Raw genomic sequence first — 19,727 nt, forward strand, 5'->3', positions numbered from 1 at the left:
GCGATGAGCCCGGCCACGGTCCTGGCACCCCTGCGCCGGACCGTCGGGCGGATCGACCGGCAGACCCCCGCCCACCGCGACCGGGCGGTCGACGGGCTGCGCGCCCTGGCGCTGCTGGCCGTACCGACCGGCCACTGGATGCTCGGCGGCTTCACCCTCGACGCCGACGGCGCTCTGCACAACTCCAGTCCGCTGTCGTCCTTCGGCGAACTGGCGCCGGCGAGCTGGCTGCTGCAGATGCTGGGAGTCTTCTTCCTCGTCGGCGGGTACGCCTCGGTGCTCTCCCACCGGCGCCGTTCGGGGTCGACGGGCGCCTGGCTGAAGGGCCGGATCGTCCGCCTGGGGCGGCCGGTGCTCGGCGTCACCGCGGTGTGGGGACTGGCCGCGCCGGTGCTGTACGCGGCCGGGGTGCCGGAGGCGACGCTGCGGACCGGCGCGACGCTGGTCGTCCAACCGCTGTGGTTCGTCGCCGTGTACGTGGTGGTCACCGCACTGACCCCGTACTGTGCGCGGGCCGCGCAGCGGCTCGGAGGCTGGGCGGCGGCGCCGATGCTGGTCTCGGTCGCGGTGGTGGACCTCCTGCGCTACGGCCCCACCGCGCAGTCCGTGCCGTCGTGGCTGCCGGTGCTGAACGTCCTGCCGGGCTGGCTGTTCGCGTACCAGCTGGGCGTTGCCTGGGGCGAGCGGCGGATCGGGCGCCGCGGGGCCCGGCTGCTGCTGGTCGGCGGGGTGCTGCTGTTCGCGGTGCTGCTGGCGGTCTTCCACTATCCGGCGTCGATGGTGGGAGTGCCGGGTGCGGCCCGGACCAACTCGCACCCGCCGTCGCTGCTCGTGCTCGCCCTGGCCTCGGCGCAGTCGGGTGCGGCGATCCTGCTGCGCGACCGGCTGGCCCGGCTGCTGGCCCGGCCCGCCCTGTGGGCCCCGGTGGTGGTGGTCAACCTGTGTGCGATGACGATCCTGTGCTGGCACCAGACGGCGATGCTGGCGGCTGCCGTGCCGGCGTCGTTCGCGGGTGGTGTGGCCGGGCTCACCGCGGCGCCGGACAGTCCGGGCTGGATCGCGGCGCGGATGGCGTGGATGCCGGTGTTCGCGGCACTGCTGGTGGCGATCGCCCGGTACGCGCGGCGGTTCGAGGCGCCGCCGGCGCCGGGCCGGCCGCCGAGCGCGGCGCGGCGTACGGTGGCGGGACTGCTGGCGGCGGGCTTCGGACTGTTCGCGCTGGGGCTGGCCTAGTGCTGTGACCGGAAGGGTGTCCGCGCGGCGAGACCGGGCCGGGGGGTGCCGGTACCGGTACGCAGCGAGCGCCGCTCCCCTGACGGATCGGCGCTCGCTGCGCGTTCGACTGCTCCCGCGTCAGGCGATCGAGGCGGCGACGATCGCGGCGACGGCGAGGTTGCAGGCGGCGGAGACCCACACCGCAGGGTGGGGCTCCGGATCGACGACGATGGTGCCGAGCTTGCCCGGCGTCACCAGGTCGAGCACCAGGAAGGCCACGGCCATCAGGAGCAGACCGAGGAGGCCGAAGGCCGCCGTCGCCGCCAGGCCCTTGCCGAAGTCGTCGTAGGTGGTCCAGATCGACGTGAAGACGATGCCGCCGACGCCAAGGAGGGCCGAGCTGAGGAAGAGGGCCGCATTGCGGTTGCGCTCCTCCCAGATCAGCTTCGGGAGCTTCCCGGGCGTCAGCACGTCCACCAGGACGATGCCGAGAATCAGCAGCACCAGGCCCAGGGCACCGTAGGCGCCGGTGCGGCCAAGTCCGTTGATGATGTCGCTCATTGAGAAGCCCGTCTCCGATGGGTGTGAAAATACGTGCCGTGGGGAGGCCGAATCTATCGCACGCCCTTCCGGCGGACCATGGGGAGGTCGGCGAATGGCAGAGGTCAGGGCCGCGCGGGCGGCTGAGGCGGAGGCCCTGACCGCTCTGGTGATGCGGTCGAAGGCGCACTGGGGGTACGACCGTGGAATCCTGGCCGCCTGCGCCCCGGAACTGCGGATCCGGCCCGACGAGGTGGACGCGCGCCGGATCGTGGTCGCCGAGGATCCGCAAGGGGCGGTCCTCGGGCTCGCCTCCCTGGAAGGCGCCGCCCCGCTGGCGAGGTTGGGGCTGCTCTTCGTCGAACCGTCGGCCATCGGGCGGGGCGTGGGGCGCCTCCTCTACCGCGACGTGCTGCGGCGGGCCGTGGACCTGGGGGTGCGCAGGCTGGTCATCGACTCGGACCCGCACGCGGCGGGCTTCTACCGGGCGATGGGAGCGGTGGCGGTCGCGGCCGGATCCGCCCCGGCGGCGACCGGGCAGCCGGGTTCCCTGGTGCGGTTCGAGGCCGCCCCGGCCCCGCTGGCCGACTGGGCCCGGGCCTGGACCGGCGGCGGGCGGGCCGTGCACGTGGGCAACGTCGCCGAGTTCAACGCGCAGTTCGGCGACTCCTCGCTGGACCGCGAGCAGTCGGCCGCACACCACTACTCCTGCCTGGCCGCCTTCTACAGCCCCTGCCCGTCCGCACTGGTGCTGCCCCGGGCGGTGCCCGCCGGCTGGACGGAGCTGGTCTGCCGGCAACTGGACTGGACGGGGGTCGAGGTGTACGACGGCCTGGTGGAGCGGGGTCCCGGGCTCGTGGACGCCGTACGGGCCCGGCCGGCGCTGGCCGCGCGGCTGACGGATGCCGGGGAGCCGCTCGTACCGTGGGGGCGGACCCGGCCGTTCGGGCTGCTGACGGGTCGGGCATGGCAGCCGGCGGAGCTGCGCTACGAGTCGAAGGCCGCGGCGCACGCTCTGTTCGGGCGGAACCTGGCGCAGGGCGGGCACCCCGGGATCGTGCTGCCCGCACAGGCGCGGGCGGCGACGCGATGGGTGGCGGTTCGGCTGCTGGCCGCACGGGCGCGGGCGGGCATGGGCACCGTGCTGAAATCGGAGCACGGCGTAGGGGGTTCGGGCACCACGGTGCTCACCGCCGGGCAGGTCCGGGCGGCGGGTGGAGCCCGGGCCGTCCTGCGTCGGCTGCCGCGCGGGCCGCTGCTGGTGGAGGAGTTCATCGAGGGGCCGGCGGAACCGGGCGCCGCCCGGGACCTGACCTACGACGGTTTCGTGGACGCGGCCGGCGAGGTGCACGAGGTCGGCGCGGCTGTGATGGACGTGACGGCGGCGGGCGCCTACCGCGGCGCCACGGTGGGCCCCGGAGCGGTCCCGGAATGGGCGCGCGAGCCGGTCCTCGCCTTCGGCGGGGCGGTGGGGCGGGAGCTCGCCGCGTCCGGCTACCGGGGCTGGTTCGACGTGGACTTTGTCGCGGACACCGCGGGGCGGCTCGCCCCCACCGAGACGAACCTGCGGCTGACCGGGCCGTCGGCCGCCTTCATGGTGGCGGCCCGGCTCGACGCGCTGCGGGGCGCGGGGCACCTCGTACGGATCGTCGACCGGGTGGAGCTCGGGGCTCGGCTGCCCGAGGTTCAGCTGGACGAACTGTGCGCGGGCCTGGCCCGGTCATGCGCGGACATCGGGGCGGTGTTCGTCCCCGCGATCCCGACCGCGGCCTTCGAACCGGCGCCCTGGCTGGGGGTGCTGGTGGCCGCGCACGCTCTGGAGGTCCTGGACGCGGCCGAGGACCTGGTCCGCTCCGGGGCGGCGGCCGTCGGCGCGATGTTCGACGATCCGGCGCACGCCGCCTCATGAGGGGGGTCGCGGACGGAGGGCGGTCAGGTCCTGTCCTCGACGTCGAAGGGCGAGTCGGGCGGGCGGGCCAGGTGGAGGGCCAGGACGATGCCCGCGATCATCAGCGGGATGTTGAAGGTGTAGACGAGGAGCGCCTGGAGCGGCCAGTCCTGTCGGGCGGCCAGCCGGTAGGCGTTGTCCTGTGGCCACCAGGCGAGCAGCAGGTAGCTCACGGCGAGGTGGACGGCCCTGATGCGGACCGGGGACCGGCCGCGCTCGCGGCGTTCGACCAGGCGGTGGCCGGTGAACAGGAACGCGAGGCCCGCGCCGAAGGCCACGCTCTCGGCCACATAGAGGAGGAAGAAGAGGGCCGCCCACGGGTAGGGCACGGCGGAGAGGTCCGTGGATCCGGGCCACACCGCAGGGGTGAGCGCCAGGGTGAGGAAGGCGAGGACGATCGTCAGGCACCCGGCGGTGACGAGGCGGCCGCCATCCGCGTCACCGGGACGGACCACCGCCCGGGTGAACTTGCCGCCGTGCAGGGCGGGCCGGTCGGAGCCGGGCCGTGCGGGCAGCGGCAGGGCCGAACGGTCCTCCTGTCCGCCGCGCTTGCGCGGCAGGGCCCGCAGCCGGATGAGGACGGTGGGCGACTCCTCCTTGAGGACGACGCCCGCCAGGTGGTTGCGCAGGCCGCGGATCTCGGGCAGTGGCGCGGAGGCGTCCCAGGCCGGGTCGCCCGGCGGCGGAGACACGTAGGCGACGAGCCGGCGCTCCCCGTCCTTGTCCACACCGGCGAGGACGGCGCCGCCGATTCCCGGGTGGGTTCGGATCGCCGCCTCGACGGGGTGGGGGTCCAAGGAGCCCCCCTGGACGGGGATCCGGTGCCGGAGCCGGCCGGCGTACTCCAGCAGGCCGTCGGGGCGGAGCACGCCGAGGTCGCCGGTGGGGAGCGCGTCACCGCCGCCGGGCGGGGTGAGGTGTATCTCCCCGTCCCGCACGTCGACCCGGCATCCCGCGAAGGGGGTGCCCAGCAGGGCGAGCCGCTCCGGTTCGGTGACGGGGGCGGGCAGGTGAGGGAGTTCGAAGCAGGTGCCCGCTCCGGCGGTCTCGGTGAGGCCGTAGACGTCGAGGATCCGTACGCCCGGGCGCAGCCGGACGTGCAGGGCGTCCAGTTCGTCGAGGTGGAGGCGGTCGCCGGTGACGGTGGCCAGCCGCAGCGAGCGCAGCGGCCGGGGGCCGCTCCTGCGGTCGGCGGCGGCGGGCCGGGGCCCGTCGATCACCAGCGCGGCGATTCCGGCGGGGTCCGTGTGCAGCACCGTGACCTGCTCGGCCTCGACCGCCGCGCGGACCTGGTCCGGGGTCTCCGTACGCCAGGAGGCGTCCGGCGGCACGACGAGAGCGCCGCCCGTGCACAGGGCCCGGGTCCAGCCCGCGGCGAAGGCGGTGACGTCCGGGCGGGCGGTGATGAGGTGGCGGTCCTGCGGGGTCGGCCGGGCCAGCTCCGTCCAGCCCGCGTGGGCTGCGAGCAGCACCGGGTGGCCGACGGCGACGGGCCGCGGTGTGGTGCTCGCCGTGAACAGGACGGCCGCGCGGCCGCCGGGGGGCGGCGGTGCGAGGCCGTCGGCCGCCTGTGTGAGGTCCGGTGCGTGTCCGGGCCGGGCGGCGATCTCGGCGGCGTCGTCGTCGGTCCGGATCGCGCGCAGGCCCGATCCGGTGTCGAGGGCGGCCCGGTGGGGCGCGCGAGTGAGCAGCGCGAACGGCGACAGGTGGTGCAGTGCGGCGAGCTGCTGCCGGCCGGTGCGGGGCGTCTCGGCGTCGAGGAGGGTGTAGGAGCCGCCGGCCTTCAGGACGGCGAGGATGCCGACGACGAGTTCCTCGTGTCGGGTGGTGCCGAGGGCGACGAGACCGCCGGGCGGCAGACCGCGGGCGAGCAGATGGTGCGCCAGCCGGTTGGCCCGGGCGTCCAGTACCCCGTAGGGGAGCCGGTGCTTCGGGGCGGCGATGAGGGCGGGCGCCTCGGGTGTCTCCCGTGCCCAGCGCTCGAAGTGGTGCAGGACGGTGCCGGTGGTTCCCCCGGCGTGGCGGACGGAGTCGGATCCCTGCGTCATGGACCGATGATGCCACCGGGTACCGACAGCGCAGCAGAGCCCGAAATCAGGTTCCGCGGGCCGCAGTTGCTCCGGACGGGGGGGCCGGAGCCGAATCCTTGACCTCACCTTTGCTTCAGGTCCTAGCGTGCTGTGCATGGACATGGAAGTCACCGCTTGGACATCGCTGCACAGCGCGATCAACGCCCGGCAGGGCCGTCGCCCCCTCTCCCGGGACGGTCTGCGCCGCGTGGCCGCCTTCGCCCGCCCGCACCACCGCGGGCTCGTTCTCTTCCTGCTGCTGAGTGTGGTGACCGCCCTGCTGGCGGTGGCCACCCCGGTGCTCGCCAGCCGGGTCGTGACCGCCATCGTGGACGGCCGGGACACCGGCACGGTGACCCGGCTCGCCCTGCTCATCGCACTGATCGCGGTCGCGGAGGCCGGGCTGGGGCTGCTGGCCCGCCGGCTCTCCGCCACCCTCGGCGAGGGGCTGATCCTGGACCTGCGGACCGCGGTCTTCGACCACGTGCAGCGGATGCCCGTCGCCTTCTTCACCCGGACACGGACCGGAGCCCTCGTCAGCCGCCTCAACAACGACGTCATCGGAGCCCAACGGGCCTTCGCGAACACCCTGTCGGGAGTGGTCGGGAACACCGTGACCCTGCTGCTGACCCTCACCGTGATGCTCGGCATCTCCTGGCAGATCACCCTGCTGGCGCTGGTGCTGCTGCCCGTGTTCGTCCTGCCGGCCCGCCGGATGGGCGCCCGGATGGCCGCCATGCAGCGGGAGGCCTCGGCGCTGAACGCCGCAATGGGCACGCAGATGACCGAGCGGTTCTCGGCGCCCGGCGCGACCCTGGTGAAGCTGTTCGGGCGGCCCGCCGACGAGTCCGCGGAGTTCGCGGTCCGGGCGGCCCGGGTGCGGGACATCGGGATCCGCACGGCGATGGCCCAGTCCGTGTTCATCACGGCCCTCACCCTGGTCTCGGCCCTCGCCCTGGCGCTCGTCTACGGACTCGGCGGGTACTACGCCCTGCGCGGGAGTCTGGACGCCGGTTCCGTCGTCGCCCTCGCGCTGTTGCTGACCCGGCTGTACGCGCCGCTGACGGCGCTCGCCGGTGCCCGCGTCGAGGTGATGAGCGCGCTGGTGAGCTTCGAGCGGGTCTTCGAGATCCTCGATCTCACGCCGCTCATCACACAGCGGCCGGACGCCCGCCGGGTGCCGGAGGGGCCCGTGACCGTGGAGTTCGACCGGGTCTCCTTCGGCTACCCGGCCGCCGACAAGGTCTCGCTCGCCTCGTTGGAGGAGGTCGCCGCCCTCGACGTACGCGGCGGCACGCAGGTGCTGCACGAGGTGTCCTTCCGCGCCGAGCCCGGCCAGATGATCGCCCTGGTGGGCTCCTCCGGCGCCGGCAAGTCGACCATCGCACAGCTGCTGCCGCGGCTTTACGACACCGACGCGGGCGCGGTCCGGCTCGGCGGGGTCGACGTACGGGACCTGACGGCCGACTCGATCCGCGAGACGCTCGGCATGGTCACGCAGGACGGCCACCTCTTCCACGAGTCGGTCCGGGCCAACCTGTTGCTGGCCCGGCCGGACGCCACCGAGGAAGAGGTCTGGGAGGCGCTGCGCAGGTCCCGGCTGGACGGCCTGGTCGCCTCACTGCCCGACGGTCTGGACACCGTGGTCGGCGAACGCGGCTACCGGCTGTCCGGCGGCGAGCGGCAGCGACTGACCATCGCCCGGCTGTTGCTGGCCCGACAGCGGGTCGTGGTCCTGGACGAGGCCACCGCCCACCTGGACTCGACCTCGGAGGCGGCGGTGCAGGAAGCCCTCGGTGAGGCCTTGGCGGGCCGCACCGCCGTGGTGATCGCGCACCGGCTGTCGACGGTGCAGGCGGCCGACCTGATCCTCGTGGTCGAGGACGGCCGGATCGTGGAACGGGGCACGCACACCGCTCTGCTGGCGGCGGGCGGCCGGTACGAGGAGCTGTACCGCACGCAGTTCGCCGCGGCGGACACGCCCGCGGGCACGGAGACGGACGGCGCGGCACCGGTGCGGGGAGCATGATGCTGTGATGGACATCAAACTGGAGCTCGTCGCCGTGCCGGTCACCGATGTCGACCGCGCCAAGGCCTTCTACGAGAAGATCGGTTTCAACGCCGACCACGACGTCACCGTCAGCGAGGACATCCGGTTCGTGCAGCTGACCCCGCCCGGGTCGGCCTGTTCGATCGCCATCGGCAGGGGCCTCACCCGGATGACTCCCGGATCCCTCGACAACATGCAGGTCGTCGTGGCCGACATCGAGGAGGCGTACGAGGACCTGCGCGGCCGGGGAGTCGAGGTGACGGAGGTCCAGGACCTGCCGTGGGGCTCCTTCGTCTACTTCTCGGACCCGGACGGCAACGGCTGGGCGGTCCAGCAGACCACCCCGCGGCCGTCGGCGGGCACCGGCGTGTGACGTCCGCGCCGCCCGGCGGGGACGCCGCGTCGCACGGCACAAGTTCCGTGCGACGCGGGGTCCGACGCTGTCAGGCCTGCGCGGCCGCGTGCCGGTGGTCGAGCTCCCAGGCGTGGTGCTTGAACTCGTGGCGGAAGTCCGCGTGGTCCTCCCACTGGCGGGCGATGCCGCGCAGCACGTCCCAGTGGTGCTCGACGGACTGGTCGATGACGCGGCGCACGGCCGGCTCGGCGGATTCGCGCTGCGGCATGAGGCCCTTGACCGCCGAGGCCTCCAGGACGGAGTTGCGCAGCGCGCGCAGCGCACGGGAGGTGTCGTCCATCGCGAAGCCGTGCTCGCTGCCCGTCGCCTCGTCGAACAGCGGGGTGAGCCGCGCCTCGATGAATGCGGTGATCCGCTCGAAGTGCTGCACGTCCATCGGGGCTCCCTCTCCTGCCGGACCACGGCGTGACCCGGCGTCTCCACTGCTTGTGCCGTTCGCGGCCATTATCGCCGAAGCGCCGTACCGGTGATCAATGCTGGAGTTCCACCGGCAGGTGGCGGCGTCCGAGGGGCGGCAGGCCCGGCTCAGGGGGCGAGCAGGACGTCCAGTTCTTCCAGGGCGCCCTCGGCGATCCGACGGGCCAGTGCCTCGGCGCGGGCGGCGTCGCCCTCGCGCACCGCCTCGGCCACCTGGACGTGCAGGGTGACGGCGGCGGGGTCCGGGTCGTGGAACATCACCTCGTGTGCGGTCCGCCCCGTCAGGACCTCGGCCACCACGTCGCCGAGCCGGGCGAACATCTCGTTCCCGGAGGCGTTGAGCAGCACGCGGTGGAACACGATGTCGTGCCGCAGATAGGCGTCGAGCTGGTGGCCGCGCGAGGTGCGGACCATGCCGAGAGCCGCCGCGGTGAGGTCGGCGCAGTGCCGCGGGGTGGCCAGGGCCGCGGCGAGCCCGGCCGCGACCGGCTCGACCGCGGAGCGCAGCACGGTGAGGGAGCGCAGCTGGCGGGACCGGTCCGGGCCGGCCAGCCGCCAGCGGATCACCCTCGGGTCGTAGACGTTCCACTCCTCGACCGGCCGCACCGTGACGCCGACCCGGCGGCGGGACTCGACCAGGTGCAGCGACTCCAGGACGCGCACCACCTCGCGCACCACCGTGCGGGACGCGTCGAAGCGTGCGGCGATCCCGTCGGTCCGCAGGACGCTGCCCGGCGGGTACTCCCCCGCGGCGATCGCGCGGCCGATCGTGTCCAGCACACGGGAGTGGAGGCCCGGTCCGGGCCCGCTTTCGGCGCCTTCGGTGGTCATGGCGCAAGCGTACGGTCACGACCTCACGAGTAAAAGATGTGATGCTTTCAGCCCAGGGCTTGAATACGTAGTACTTAATGCGCTTCAGTGATGCCAGGCGGACCGATGTCGACGAGGACGGCGAGGTGGACGTGGGCACCCAGCGCGTCATTGTGGTGATGGGCGTGGCCGGCACGGGCAAGACGACCGTCGGCCGACTGCTCGCGGAACGGCTCGGCCTTCCCTACGCGGAGGGCGACGCCTTCCACCCAGCGGCCAACGTCGCCAAGATGGCGGCCGGCCACCCACTGGACGACGCGGACCGGTGGCCCTGGCTGGACGCCGTGGGCGAGTGGATCCGCAACCGCGCCGGGATGTGCGGCGGCGTGATCGCCGCGTCCTCCCTCAAGCGCGTCTACCGCGACCGGCTGCGCACCACCGCACCCCGGGCCGCCTTCGTGCACCTCACCGGTGAACGGCCGCTGATCGAGGCGCGGATGGCGGCGCGCAGGGGCCACTTCATGCCCACCACGCTGCTGGGGTCGCAGTTCGCCACGCTGGAGCCGCTCCAGGACGACGAGCTCGGCGCCACGGTCGACGTCTCCGGCACCCCCGAAGAGGTCACCGGGCTGGCCGTGGCCGCGCTCGGCCGCCTCTGCCCCACCGAGAGCTGAGGGACCGTCACGGTTCCTGCAGTTGGGCGGCGGCGAGGGCGAGCCCGCCCGCCGCCGTCGCGCAGCGGGCCGCGAGGTGCTCGACCTCGGCGCGCAGGGCCTGGGTCTCCAGCCCCTGCCACTGCGGTGACCAGGCGGCGGCCCTGCGCAGCCGGACGGCGTGCGCGCGCAGCGCGGCGGCGTGGTCGCGCAGGCTCCCCCCGGGCGGCCGCGGTACCGGCCGCAGCTGCCGCGGCCGCTGCGGCGGCCGGTCCGCGACACGGCGCCGGATGGGACCTCGATCGCGGTCCGGCTCCGCCGGGGGCCGTACGGGCAGACCCGGGCCGCTGTCGCAGAAGGCCCACAGGGCGGCGCCGAGTCCGAGGAGCGGCCTGGGTTTCTCGGCCCGGCAGGTGGCGACCTGCCAGCCGGCGTGGTCGTTGAAGGGGTTGACGTCCGTGAGGGCGTTCCAGGCGAGGATGTCGGCGAACGACGGGGCCAGCAGGGCGAACGCCCGCTCGGCGCCCTGCTCGCGCATGACGGCGCGGAACAGTCGGACGGCCTCGCCCTGGCGGCCCGCTTCGACGGCCCGCAGGACGGCCGCGGTGCCGGGGTCCTCGCGGAGCTCGGGACGGCCCGCGCTCACCGCCCGGATCCGGGCCTTGAGGCCGCAGACGGCGATGCTGATGGCGAGGCTCTCCCGGCCGGCCAGCACGCCCGCGAGCCGCCCGGCGCGGGCCGCGCCCCGGCCGCGGGCCGCCCAGCCGAGGCCCGCCGGGTCGGTCAGGGTCCGCAGCAAGGTGCGCCAACCCCGCCTGCTGCGGCCGCCCTTGGTGAGTGCCGCCGTGGGCAGGCGGGCGCCGAAGGCCAGGCCGGATGCGTAGCGGGCGGCCTCGCCGACCGCGTCGGCGGCCTCGGCAAGTGCGCGGCACGGGGCGTCGAGCTGGTCGGCGTCCGGGGCGGTGGACGCGGAGGTCGCGGCGTCGGACATGGGATCCTCGTGGGGTTCGGCAGGGTGGGAGGTGTGCTGGGCAGGGCGGTGCGGGTGGGGAGCCTGCGCGCAGACGTCGTCAGCGGCGGGTGAGGGCGAGCCTGATGCCGCGCGGGTCGAGCGTCACGGGCAGCGGGCCGACCGGATCCAGGACCGGCCGGGTGCCCGTCACTCGGTGGCCGCGCAGTACTTCCGCGCAGAAGGCGGCGGTGATCATCAGTCCGAGCTGATCGCCCGGGCAGCGGCCGCCGCCGTGGCCGAAGGGAGCCATCCGGATGTCCCGGTCGGCGCCCGGGTTCTTCCAGCGACCGGGGACGAAGACGTGGGCGGCCGGCACCCGCTCGGGGTCGCGCTGGTGGAAGGCGGCGGGCAGCAGCACCCGGGTGCCGGCCGGGTGGCGCACGCCCTGCCACTCGGTCTCTTCACGGGAGACGCGGACCAGGTCGGGCACCACCGGGTACAGGCGCAGCGACTCACGGACGCAGGCCCGCAGCCTGGGCAGTTCACCCCGGCACGGGCCGGCGGCGACCTCGGCCACCGCTTCGGCCGCGGCCGCCTCCTGCTCCCAGGGGTGCGCTCCGAGCAGGAGCAGCGTGCGCAGCAGGGTTTCGGGCACCGCCGTCATCGCCAGCAGCCAGAGCCGGGCCTCGTCACCGGGCTCGACGGCGCCTTCGGGATCGCCGGGGCGGGCCAGGCGGGCGGCCCGCCCGGCGAGGGTGTCGGCGTCAGCGTGCCGGAGGTACTCCCCGATGCGGGCGCGGGCCCTGTCCTGCGCCGATCGCGTGGTGCGCCTCGGGCCGCCCCGCGGGCGCTTGTCCTCGGCGCGCAGCTGGGCGAGCCATCCGGCGAGTTCGTCGTCCTCGGCGGCCGGATCGCCGAGGACGATCCGCCGGGCGGCCCGGTTCACGGCGTGCCGTACGCGGACGAGTTCGAGGGTGCCGGTGGTGGTGAGGTGCCGGGCCTCATCGGCAACGGTCGTGAGGATCGGGCCGGCCGCGGGGTGCACGGGCTGCCCCGCGGCCAGTACCTCCTCGTTCAGTCGTCGCCGCTCGGCGCGCTGTCCACCGCGGACGCAGCCGGAGCCGTCTCCGTCGGGGCCGGGCTCGTGCGTGCTCAGGCCGCGGCACCTCTGCGGCGGGTCGGCCGCGAGGACGGTGGCGGGTTCGGCGTAGAAGCGGCGCAGGTCCCGGGGGTCGAGCAGGACGAGCACCGTCGTCCCGGACCGGGTGCGCACGAGAGCGGGCGCGTCCCCGTGACGTGCCCGCAGGGCACGGAGCGCGGCTGCGGAGGCGCGCACCCCGTCCGGCCTGCGGCGTGCACGCGGCCGGCCCGTGCCGTCGAGCAGGGCTCCCAGCGCGGCGAGCACGGTGGTCACGGCCGCCGAGGACACGGCGGGCGCGAGGAGCGCGGCGGGGACGGCGGAGGCTCTGTGCTGCGGCGCCCCGGCGGACGGCCTGCGGCCGGGAGCCTCCGGGCCGAGCGACGGGCCGGGGCCCGTGAGCGGTGTTCCGCCGCCGGGTGTGCGACCGGAACGCGCGCGGGCAGCCGGTCCGCCGTGGGGCCGGGGTCGGTCCCGAGCGGGCCGCAGCGGCAGCCCGGTGCGTTCCGCGAAGGCCCGCACCCGGGCCTTGATCCCGTCGAGGGCGGCCCCTTGGACCGTACGCATCCGTGTACCTCCGCGGCGGGAACGACGACAACGGCCGGTGGCATCGGCATCACCGTACGTCGCGCCCGCGGAGCGCGCGCTCCGAGCGCTACGCCCGGGGGATCCCGCCCGGCGCGCCGCCGCTCCGCGCCGATCCGCCGGGGGTGAAGACGGCTTCGCGGAAGGCGGTGCGCAGCGGACCTCGGACGGCCGGGAGGAGGACCGCCCAGCGGTGGCGACGGGGGGAGATCCAGACGGCCGCGCCCGGGTCGGTCTCGGCGTGGTGGGTCCAGACGCCGTGCGGTGCGGGATGCCAGAGCAGTCCGCGGGCGGGAGTGAGTTCGCCCGTGCGGATACGGAGGGACTCGGCCGTCCAGGCGCGGGTGAGGGGGACCGGGGCGGACACCCCGCTTGCTGGTGCACCCGGGTGAAGGAGGTGTCCCAGGAAGAGGGCGAGGTCGGCGAGGGGTGCGCTCAGGGTGTCGTGGGTGAGGCGGGTGCGGGTCATGCCGAGCGGGTTCCACACTCGGACGGAGGCGAGCTCGGCGAGGGTGGCGCCGCCGAGGTGCTCGACGAGGCGGACAAGGGCGGCCGTGCCGCCGGGGCGGGTGAGCAGGTGGTGGGCGGTGGTTCCGGCGGGGGTGCCGGCCGCGGCCTCGTCCCCGTAGGCGGCGAGCGGGGTGTGCAGGCGCAGCGCACCGTCCTCGACGAGTGCCCCGACCGCCGGCCACAGCGCGAGGACGGCGGTGAGGCCGCCCACGTCGAGGATCTCGTCCCCGCCGTGCGAACCGGCGTGTGGGCCGTCGGGTCCGCCGACGGCCCACACCGCCCGGGGGTCGGCGGACTCCACGAGGGCCCGGACGGCATCTGCCTGGTCGCTCAGGAGCGTCATGGTCGCTCACGCTAGCGACCCGGGCCGCGGGCCCGCGGCAGGTCGCGTGGATCGGCCGGTCCCGCCACTCGAATGGGCCGGAAAGCCGCGGTGCCCACCTGCTGTGCAGGGGCGGGGCCGGTGTGCGCCCCGCCCCTGCACAGCGCGGAACGGCTAGCGCTGGTCCGGGCGGTCGGTCACCCGGAGCGTGTTCAGCAGGGGCTTGCCGAAGCCGGAGTGCGTCACGAAGCGGACGTTGAGCACCCCGTCGGTGACCGTGACCGTGTACGTGCGGGTCAGGGCCGTGTAGGTGCCCGCCTCCAGGGCGATGTCGAGGGAGGGGAGGACCTGCGTGCCCTCGGCCAGGACGTCGAAGACGCGCTTGTTCGGCTTGGTGGAGGAGAGCTCCGCGAAGCCGAGCTCCACCGTGTAGGTGCCGTTCGGGACGTTGTCGAAACGGTACTCGTACATGCCCTCGCGGGCGTTGCGGAAGAGCCGCTGGTCGTCGGTACCGGCGATGGTGCGGCCGGTCGACCGGACGGTGCCGTTGCCCTGGTAGCCGTAGGACCCGGCCGTGTACCTGCGATCCGGGGACCAGGAGTCGCCCAGCACGTCGGTGCTGCCGTAGCCGGATCCGGCGTCCAGGGCGACCTGGTAGCGCGGGACGACGAGCTTGACCGGGACGGTGAGGACCGGGGTGCGGCCGCTCGCCGAGGCGATCTTCAGGTCGGAGGTGAGGACCGTTCCGGGGGCCAGTCCGGTCGTGTCGACCGTGAGGGTGACCGGTGCCCTGCCGCCCGTCGGCAGGTCGCCCGCGGCCGGCGCGGCCTTCAGCCAGCCCGCGTCCTCGGACACCGTGAACGCCGTGCCCAGACCCGCATTGGTCAGGTCGAGGGTCCGTGTCCGCTGCTGGTCGGCCGGGAGCACGACCTCCAGAGCCGGCTGCGACGCCGTCACCTTCCCGGTCCGCAGGGACCGGGTCACCGACGTGACGTCGGCGGCCTTGACGTCCACCGTGGCCGTGGCGGACTCGTACTGGGCCGCGGCGAGGGAGACGGTCCGCGAGCCGGAGGGGCTCTGGACGACGTACCCGCCGTCGGCGGCCGTGATCGCCGACACGGCGGTGTCACCCGCGCCGACGGTCACCGTGGCGCCCGCGACGCCGTCGCCGTCGTTGGCGTCGAGGACCCGGCCGGCCACCACACCACTCTTGGTGGTGCGGAAGGCGATGGAGAGGCCGTCGGTGATGACGGGGGTGTTGAAGGAGTAGGCGAAGGCGTCGGTGCCGGTGGCGTTCTCCACCCCGACGGTGGCCGAGGAGCCGCCCTTGATCCCGGTGCCGCCGGTGCCCTTGTAGGAGTAGGTGACGCTGCCGTCCTCGCCGATGGCCGCGGCGAAGGAGAACCGGTCGGCCTGCGCCGACCAGTGGGACACCTGACGCCACTCGATGACGTAGGCCCGGTGCGGTGCGGTGCCGGTGACCGCGGTGAAGACGCCCGATCCGGTGCCCGCCGCGCCGACGACCAGGTCGTCCCAGAAGGGGTAGAGGGCCGCGTTGGGCGTGGCCGTGCTCGGGAGGTCGCCGTTGATGTCGCCGGTGTGGTTGCCGCCGAAGCTGACGGTGCCGTTCGTGCCGATCCAGGCCTGGGCGTACGTCGTGCCGTACAGCGGCAGCGGGAAGGGCAGGTCGACCCGTTCGGTGGTGTTGTCACCGGTGAGCGCGAGCTGCCGGCTCCCCCCGGTGTACGGCCGGTCGCCGGCGGTGGCGCAGGCGTAGCCGTAGCCGTCCGTGCGCTCGGGCAGGTTCACCGCGACGGAGGTGTCGCCGTCGACGGTGACCTCGGCGGTGCCGCCGCTGAGGCAGCGGGAGGCGTGCGTGGCGTTCACCCGGTAGGTGCCGTGCGGCAGGGTGACCTCGAAGCGGCCCTGCGCGTCGGTCGTCGCGGTCACCGGGGTGTCGGCGATGGTGACGGCGGCCCCGGCGGCCGGGCCGGAGGCGGAGGCGACGGTACCGGTGACCTTGCCGGAGGCGGCCCGGGTGAGGGTGAAGTCGCCGGTGGCGGTGGCGTTCTCGGTCACCGTGGCGGTTGCGGTCTGCTGTCCGTAGCCGAACTTGGCCGCGGTCAGGGTGTAGGCGCCCACCGACAGGGCCGGGAAGGAGTAGGTGCCGTCGGCCGCCGTGGTGGCCGTACGGTCGATCGGGCCGTCGGCGGTGACCTTGACGCCCGCGAGGGGCTGGCCGTCGGAGCGTACGGTGCCGGCGAGGGCTCCGAGCGCACCGCGCGGTGCGGCTTCGACGGCCGCCAGGACGTCGAGACGGCCCTCTCCGAAGACGTTGTTGTCGGCCGCGTCGCCCCCGCACTGGCTGCTGTCGGTGTCCAGGGCGGTGCCGTCGAGGAGGGATTCGGTCTGCGCGATGTCCCCTTCGAGGGCGGGGGCGGCGGACCACAGCAGGGCCACGGCGGCCGCGGTGTGCGGCGAGGCCATGGAGGTGCCGGAGAAGGACTCGTACGTGCCGCCGGGGACGGAGGAGCGGACGTTCACGCCGGGGGCGGAGATGTTCGGCTTGACGATGCCTCCGGGGCCCGTGCCGCGGGAGGAGAAGGACGCGATGGCGTTGTTGATGTCGAAGGCGCCGGAACTGTAGGAGCTCGCGTAGTCACCGGGTGAGCCGGTGGTGGCGCAGCCGGGTCCGGCATTGCCGTTGGAGAAGGCCGGGAAGATGCCGGCGGCCCGCCAGGTGTCGACGACCTGCTGGTACCAGGGGTCTCCGCCGGCGCCGCCCCAGGAGTTGTTGACGACGTGCGGGGCGAGGTCGGGTCGCGGATTCTGGCCGTTCAGGTCCGTCGGGGCGACGATCCACTGGCCGGAGGCGAGCAGCGAGGCCTCGGAGCAGGAGTTGGACTCGCAGCCCTTGGCGGCGATCCACCGGGCGCCGGGGGCGACGCCGATCCGGTTGGCGCCCCCGTCGTCGCCGACCATCGTGCCCATGGTGTGGGTGCCGTGGTCGTTGTTGTCGCAGGGTGCGGCGCCCGCGCAGACGCCCGCCGGGTCGAACCAGTTGTAGGCGTGGGAGTAGCTGCCGTCCGCGTTCCGGCCGCGGTACTGGCCGGCCACGGCCGGGTGGGTGTAGTCGACGCCGCTGTCGATGTTGGCGACGACGATGCCCTCGCCGCGGACGCCGATCCGGTCCCACACCTGCGGGGCGTTGATCCGGTCGATGTTCCACTCGACGGCGTCGGCGACGGCCTTCTCCCGCCGGCCCTCGGCGGGCTTGGGGAGCTCGACCTTGTCGTCGGCGTCGATCCGGGCCACCTCGGGGCGCTGTGCCAGCGTCCCGGCGAGCTTCTGGCTGCCGACGACGCGCACGGCGTTCACGATCCAGTACGAGGTGTACTCGGCGCCCGCGCCTTGCAGTGCCTTGATGACGTCGGCCTGGCTGCGCGCGGCGTGGTCCTTTTTCGTCCTCAGCACGGTCTCGGCCTTCGCTGCGCGGGTCTGCTGCTTCCCCGCGGCGGTGAGGTCGGCGGCGCTGTCGAGGTAGACCCAGAAGACGGCCTTGGCGGCGCCGTCGAGCTGGGCGCGGAGCTTGGGTTCGATCTTGCGCTCGGCCGCGGTCGGCACGCTGGGGCCGGGATCCGGTGCCGCTGCGGCGACGCCCGCGCCGAGCGGGAGCAGCAAGACCGAGGTGAGTGCGGCGAGCGCCGTGCGCAGGGACCGTGCGGGCCTGGCACGCCGTGTGGGCCGTAGGGCTGGTGAGGACCGCTTGTCGCGTTGGGCCACGTGTTGTCTCCTCGTACGCCGTGTGCGGGATGTGCGGGAAGGGTGCGCGTGACGTGCGCGGGTCATGTTGAACGAGGCGTCATGCTCATTACAAGAGGGCCTTATGAGCCGTGCCCGGCAGCGCCGGCTCGGGCCGCCCACTGGCCCTTCCGCGCCGGGCGGGCCAGCCTGAAGGCATGACCGTGCCGGCCGAGTCGCCCGACGCACCGCCCGAGCCCGCCGTCCCGCTCGCCTCGGCGCGCGGACGGTGGATCCTGCTGGCCACGGCGCTCGGCTCGACCATGGCCCTGCTCGACTCGACCGTGGTGAATGTGGCGCTCCCCCGCATCGGGGAGGATCTCGGCGCCGATCTCGCGGCGCTCCAGTGGACGGTCAACGCCTATCTGCTGACCCTCGCCGGACTGATCCTGGTCGGCGGAGCGCTCGGCGACCGCTTCGGCCGGCGCCGGATCTTCGTGCTGGGCACGGCGTGGTTCGCGGTGGGCTCCCTGCTGTGCGGGCTCGCCCCGAACGCCGCGGTGCTGGTGGCCGCCCGGGCCCTGCAGGGCATCGGCGGCGCGCTGCTCACGCCCGGCTCCCTCGCCCTGATCCAGGGCTCGATCCGGGCCGGGGACCGGGGCCGCGCGGTGGGCCTGTGGTCGGGGCTGGGCGGCGTCGGCGCGGCGGTGGGGCCCTTCCTCGGCGGCTGGCTGGTGGACGGGCCCGGCTGGCGGTGGGTGTTCCTGCTCAACGTGCCGGTGGCCGCGCTGTGCGTCCCGGTGGCCCTGCGGCATGTCCCGGAGTCACGGGACCCGCTGGCGCACGGCCGCTTCGACGCGGCGGGCGCGCTGCTCGGCGCGGGCTCGCTGGGACTGGTCACCTACGCGCTGATCGAGGCCTCGTCGGGCACCGCCCCCGTGATCGCCGCCGCGGTGGGCGGTGTACTGCTCGGCGTCGCCTTCGTCTGGGTGGAGCGGCACCGGGCCGATCCCATGGTGCCGCCGCAGATGTTCGCCTCCCGGCAGTTCACGGCCGTCAACCTCGTCACCCTGTGCGTGTACGCGGCCTTCAGCGGCTTCTTCTTCCTCGTCGTGCTCCAGCTCCAGGTCGTGGCCGGGTATTCGGCGCTGGGCGCCGGGGCCGCCCTGCTGCCGACCACCTTGCTGATGCTGCTGCTGTCGGCCCGTTCGGGGGAGATCGGCGAGCGGATCGGGCCGCGCCTGCCGCTCACCGTGGGGCCCGTGCTGTGCGCGGCCGGGACCCTGCTGACGCTGCGGGTGGGCCCGGGGGCCTCGTATGTCGCGGACGTACTGCCCGCGATGGTGGTGATGGGGCTGGGGATGGTGGCCCTGGTGGCTCCGCTGACGGCGACCGTGCTGTCCTCGGTGGACCCGGGACGGGCGGGCCTGGCCAGCGGCATCAACAACGCCGCCGCCCGCGCGGCCGGCCTGATCGCGGTGGCGGCCCTGCCGCTGCTGGCCGGGATGGGCCCCGAGTCGTACCTGTCGGCGGCCCAGTTCGACGCCGCCTTCGGCCGTGCGATGCCCTGGTGTGCCGGGGCCCTCGTGGCCGGCGCCGCCGTCGCCTGGGCGACCGTGCGCTCCCCCGCACCGGCCAGGTGCCACCCGCAGTGCCACACGCACTGCGCGCTGTCCTCGCCGCCGCTCGAACCCCGCGAGCGGGGTGGGCCCACGACGCCGGGCTGATCCCGTGTGCTGGAGCGCGACGGCCGATCTGGTGGCCGGCACGGCGGTCGCCGCCGTAGGGGTCGTGTGCCTGGCACGCGTGCGCCGGGCCCGCGATCTTGCCGTCGCGGCCCTGCCGCTGCTGCTGGGCGTGCACCAGCTGGTGGAGGCCGCGGTCTGGGAGTCGGGCGGCGGCTGCTCTGCGGCCGCCACAGCCTGGGCCGTGATCGCCCTTCCCCTGCTGCCGGTGTGGGTCCCGGTCGGGGTGCTGCTCGCCGCCGCGCCGGGGGCACGGCGGCGCCTGTGGGCGCCGGTGGCGGTCGGAGGCGTGACGGCCGCGGTACTCGTGCACGCCCTCGCGACCGGGCCGGTGAGCGCCGAGATCCGGGGCCGCACCCTCGGTTACGAGGTGCATGTCGCCTGGACGCCCCTGGTCCTGACGGGCTACCTGTTCGCCACTCTGGGCGCCCTGCTGCTCGCCCGGGACCGGTGGCTGCGGGCCCTCGGCTCGGTGCTGGCGGCGGGAGCCCTGGCCTGCGCGGCGCTGTGGCGGCTGGAATTCGCCTCCACCTGGTGTGCCTTCGCCGCGGTGGCCTCGCTGCTGGTGCTGGGCTGGGTCCGGGACCGGCAGCCGGCCGCGGGGAGCGGCTGATCGG

The 19,727-nt window shown here is 74.7% G+C and carries 15 protein-coding genes; 7 read left to right on the forward strand and 8 right to left on the reverse strand.

The features are described 5' to 3' along the window. The first annotated feature begins 3 nt into the window (after positions 1 to 3). Positions 4 to 1,233 (forward strand): acyltransferase family protein, encoded by a 1,230-nt coding sequence (locus AW27_RS01365; RefSeq protein ID WP_037917287.1) that lies wholly within the window; start codon positions 4 to 6, stop codon positions 1,231 to 1,233. 120 nt (positions 1,234 to 1,353) lie between these two features. Here the strand turns inward: AW27_RS01365 and AW27_RS01370 are convergent, their stop codons facing one another. Continuing rightward, positions 1,354 to 1,776, reverse strand: a complete 423-nt coding sequence (locus tag AW27_RS01370) for a DUF350 domain-containing protein (RefSeq protein ID WP_037917286.1) — start codon at positions 1,774 to 1,776, stop codon at positions 1,354 to 1,356. 94 nt (positions 1,777 to 1,870) lie between these two features. Here AW27_RS01370 and AW27_RS01375 point away from each other — a divergent pair, with 94 nt between their 5' ends. Further along, positions 1,871 to 3,664, forward strand: a complete 1,794-nt coding sequence (locus AW27_RS01375; protein WP_063890548.1) for a GNAT family N-acetyltransferase — start codon at positions 1,871 to 1,873, stop codon at positions 3,662 to 3,664. Between the two features lie 23 nt (positions 3,665 to 3,687). Here AW27_RS01375 and AW27_RS01380 read toward each other — a convergent pair whose 3' ends face one another. After that, positions 3,688 to 5,751 carry an AMP-binding protein gene (locus AW27_RS01380; protein WP_037917283.1) on the reverse strand — a complete coding sequence of 688 codons (2,064 nt, stop codon included), beginning with the start codon at positions 5,749 to 5,751 and terminating at the stop codon, positions 3,688 to 3,690. Between the two features lie 136 nt (positions 5,752 to 5,887). On the opposite strand from AW27_RS01380, the gene AW27_RS01385 reads away from it, so the two are divergent. Together AW27_RS01385 and AW27_RS01390 are read left to right on the forward strand one after the other, a co-directional pair. Next, positions 5,888 to 7,801 carry an ABC transporter ATP-binding protein gene (locus tag AW27_RS01385; protein ID WP_037917281.1) on the forward strand — a complete coding sequence of 638 codons (1,914 nt, stop codon included), beginning with the start codon at positions 5,888 to 5,890 and terminating at the stop codon, positions 7,799 to 7,801. Positions 7,802 to 7,808: 7 nt separating this feature from the next. Next, a complete protein-coding gene (locus AW27_RS01390; RefSeq protein WP_037917279.1) occupies positions 7,809 to 8,195 on the forward strand; it encodes a VOC family protein in 387 nt (128 codons plus the stop codon). 70 nt (positions 8,196 to 8,265) lie between these two features. On the opposite strand, the gene AW27_RS01395 is transcribed toward AW27_RS01390, so the two are convergent. Together AW27_RS01395 and AW27_RS01400 are read right to left on the reverse strand one after the other, a co-directional pair. After that, positions 8,266 to 8,613, reverse strand: coding sequence for a hypothetical protein (locus AW27_RS01395; RefSeq protein ID WP_037917277.1), 348 nt, complete (start codon positions 8,611 to 8,613; stop codon positions 8,266 to 8,268). A gap of 149 nt (positions 8,614 to 8,762) precedes the next feature. Continuing rightward, a complete protein-coding gene (locus AW27_RS01400; RefSeq protein ID WP_037917275.1) occupies positions 8,763 to 9,485 on the reverse strand; it encodes a FadR/GntR family transcriptional regulator in 723 nt (240 codons plus the stop codon). Between the two features lie 158 nt (positions 9,486 to 9,643). Between AW27_RS01400 and AW27_RS01405 the strand changes: the two genes are divergently transcribed. Continuing rightward, complete coding sequence (locus AW27_RS01405; RefSeq protein ID WP_370466666.1) at positions 9,644 to 10,138, forward strand: gluconokinase; 495 nt, start codon at positions 9,644 to 9,646, stop codon at positions 10,136 to 10,138. 7 nt (positions 10,139 to 10,145) lie between these two features. On the opposite strand, the gene AW27_RS01410 is transcribed toward AW27_RS01405, so the two are convergent. The 4 genes from AW27_RS01410 to AW27_RS01425 all read right to left on the reverse strand — a co-directional run bounded on the left by AW27_RS01410 (position 10,146) and on the right by AW27_RS01425 (position 17,407). After that, the gene (locus AW27_RS01410) at positions 10,146 to 11,108 is read right to left on the reverse strand and encodes a hypothetical protein (RefSeq protein WP_052030143.1); all 963 of its coding nucleotides are present in this window, start codon (positions 11,106 to 11,108) and stop codon (positions 10,146 to 10,148) included. 79 nt (positions 11,109 to 11,187) lie between these two features. Continuing rightward, positions 11,188 to 12,774, reverse strand: coding sequence for a cytochrome P450 (locus AW27_RS01415; RefSeq protein WP_037917273.1), 1,587 nt, complete (start codon positions 12,772 to 12,774; stop codon positions 11,188 to 11,190). Positions 12,775 to 12,862: 88 nt separating this feature from the next. Continuing rightward, positions 12,863 to 13,645: a serine hydrolase domain-containing protein gene (locus AW27_RS01420; RefSeq protein ID WP_037917270.1), complete on the reverse strand. Its 783-nt coding sequence runs from the start codon at positions 13,643 to 13,645 to the stop codon at positions 12,863 to 12,865. 153 nt (positions 13,646 to 13,798) lie between these two features. Beyond that, positions 13,799 to 17,407 (reverse strand): S8 family serine peptidase, encoded by a 3,609-nt coding sequence (locus AW27_RS01425; RefSeq protein ID WP_037917268.1) that lies wholly within the window; start codon positions 17,405 to 17,407, stop codon positions 13,799 to 13,801. Positions 17,408 to 17,583: 176 nt separating this feature from the next. Here AW27_RS01425 and AW27_RS01430 point away from each other — a divergent pair, with 176 nt between their 5' ends. Beyond that, a complete protein-coding gene (locus AW27_RS01430; RefSeq protein ID WP_052030142.1) occupies positions 17,584 to 19,092 on the forward strand; it encodes an MFS transporter in 1,509 nt (502 codons plus the stop codon). Positions 19,093 to 19,096: 4 nt separating this feature from the next. After that, positions 19,097 to 19,723 (forward strand): DUF6629 family protein, encoded by a 627-nt coding sequence (locus tag AW27_RS01435; protein WP_037917267.1) that lies wholly within the window; start codon positions 19,097 to 19,099, stop codon positions 19,721 to 19,723. The last annotated feature ends 4 nt before the right edge of the window (positions 19,724 to 19,727 follow it).

It is taken from the genome of Streptomyces sp. PCS3-D2 (assembly GCF_000612545.2).
GTDB lineage: Bacteria > Actinomycetota > Actinomycetes > Streptomycetales > Streptomycetaceae > Streptomyces.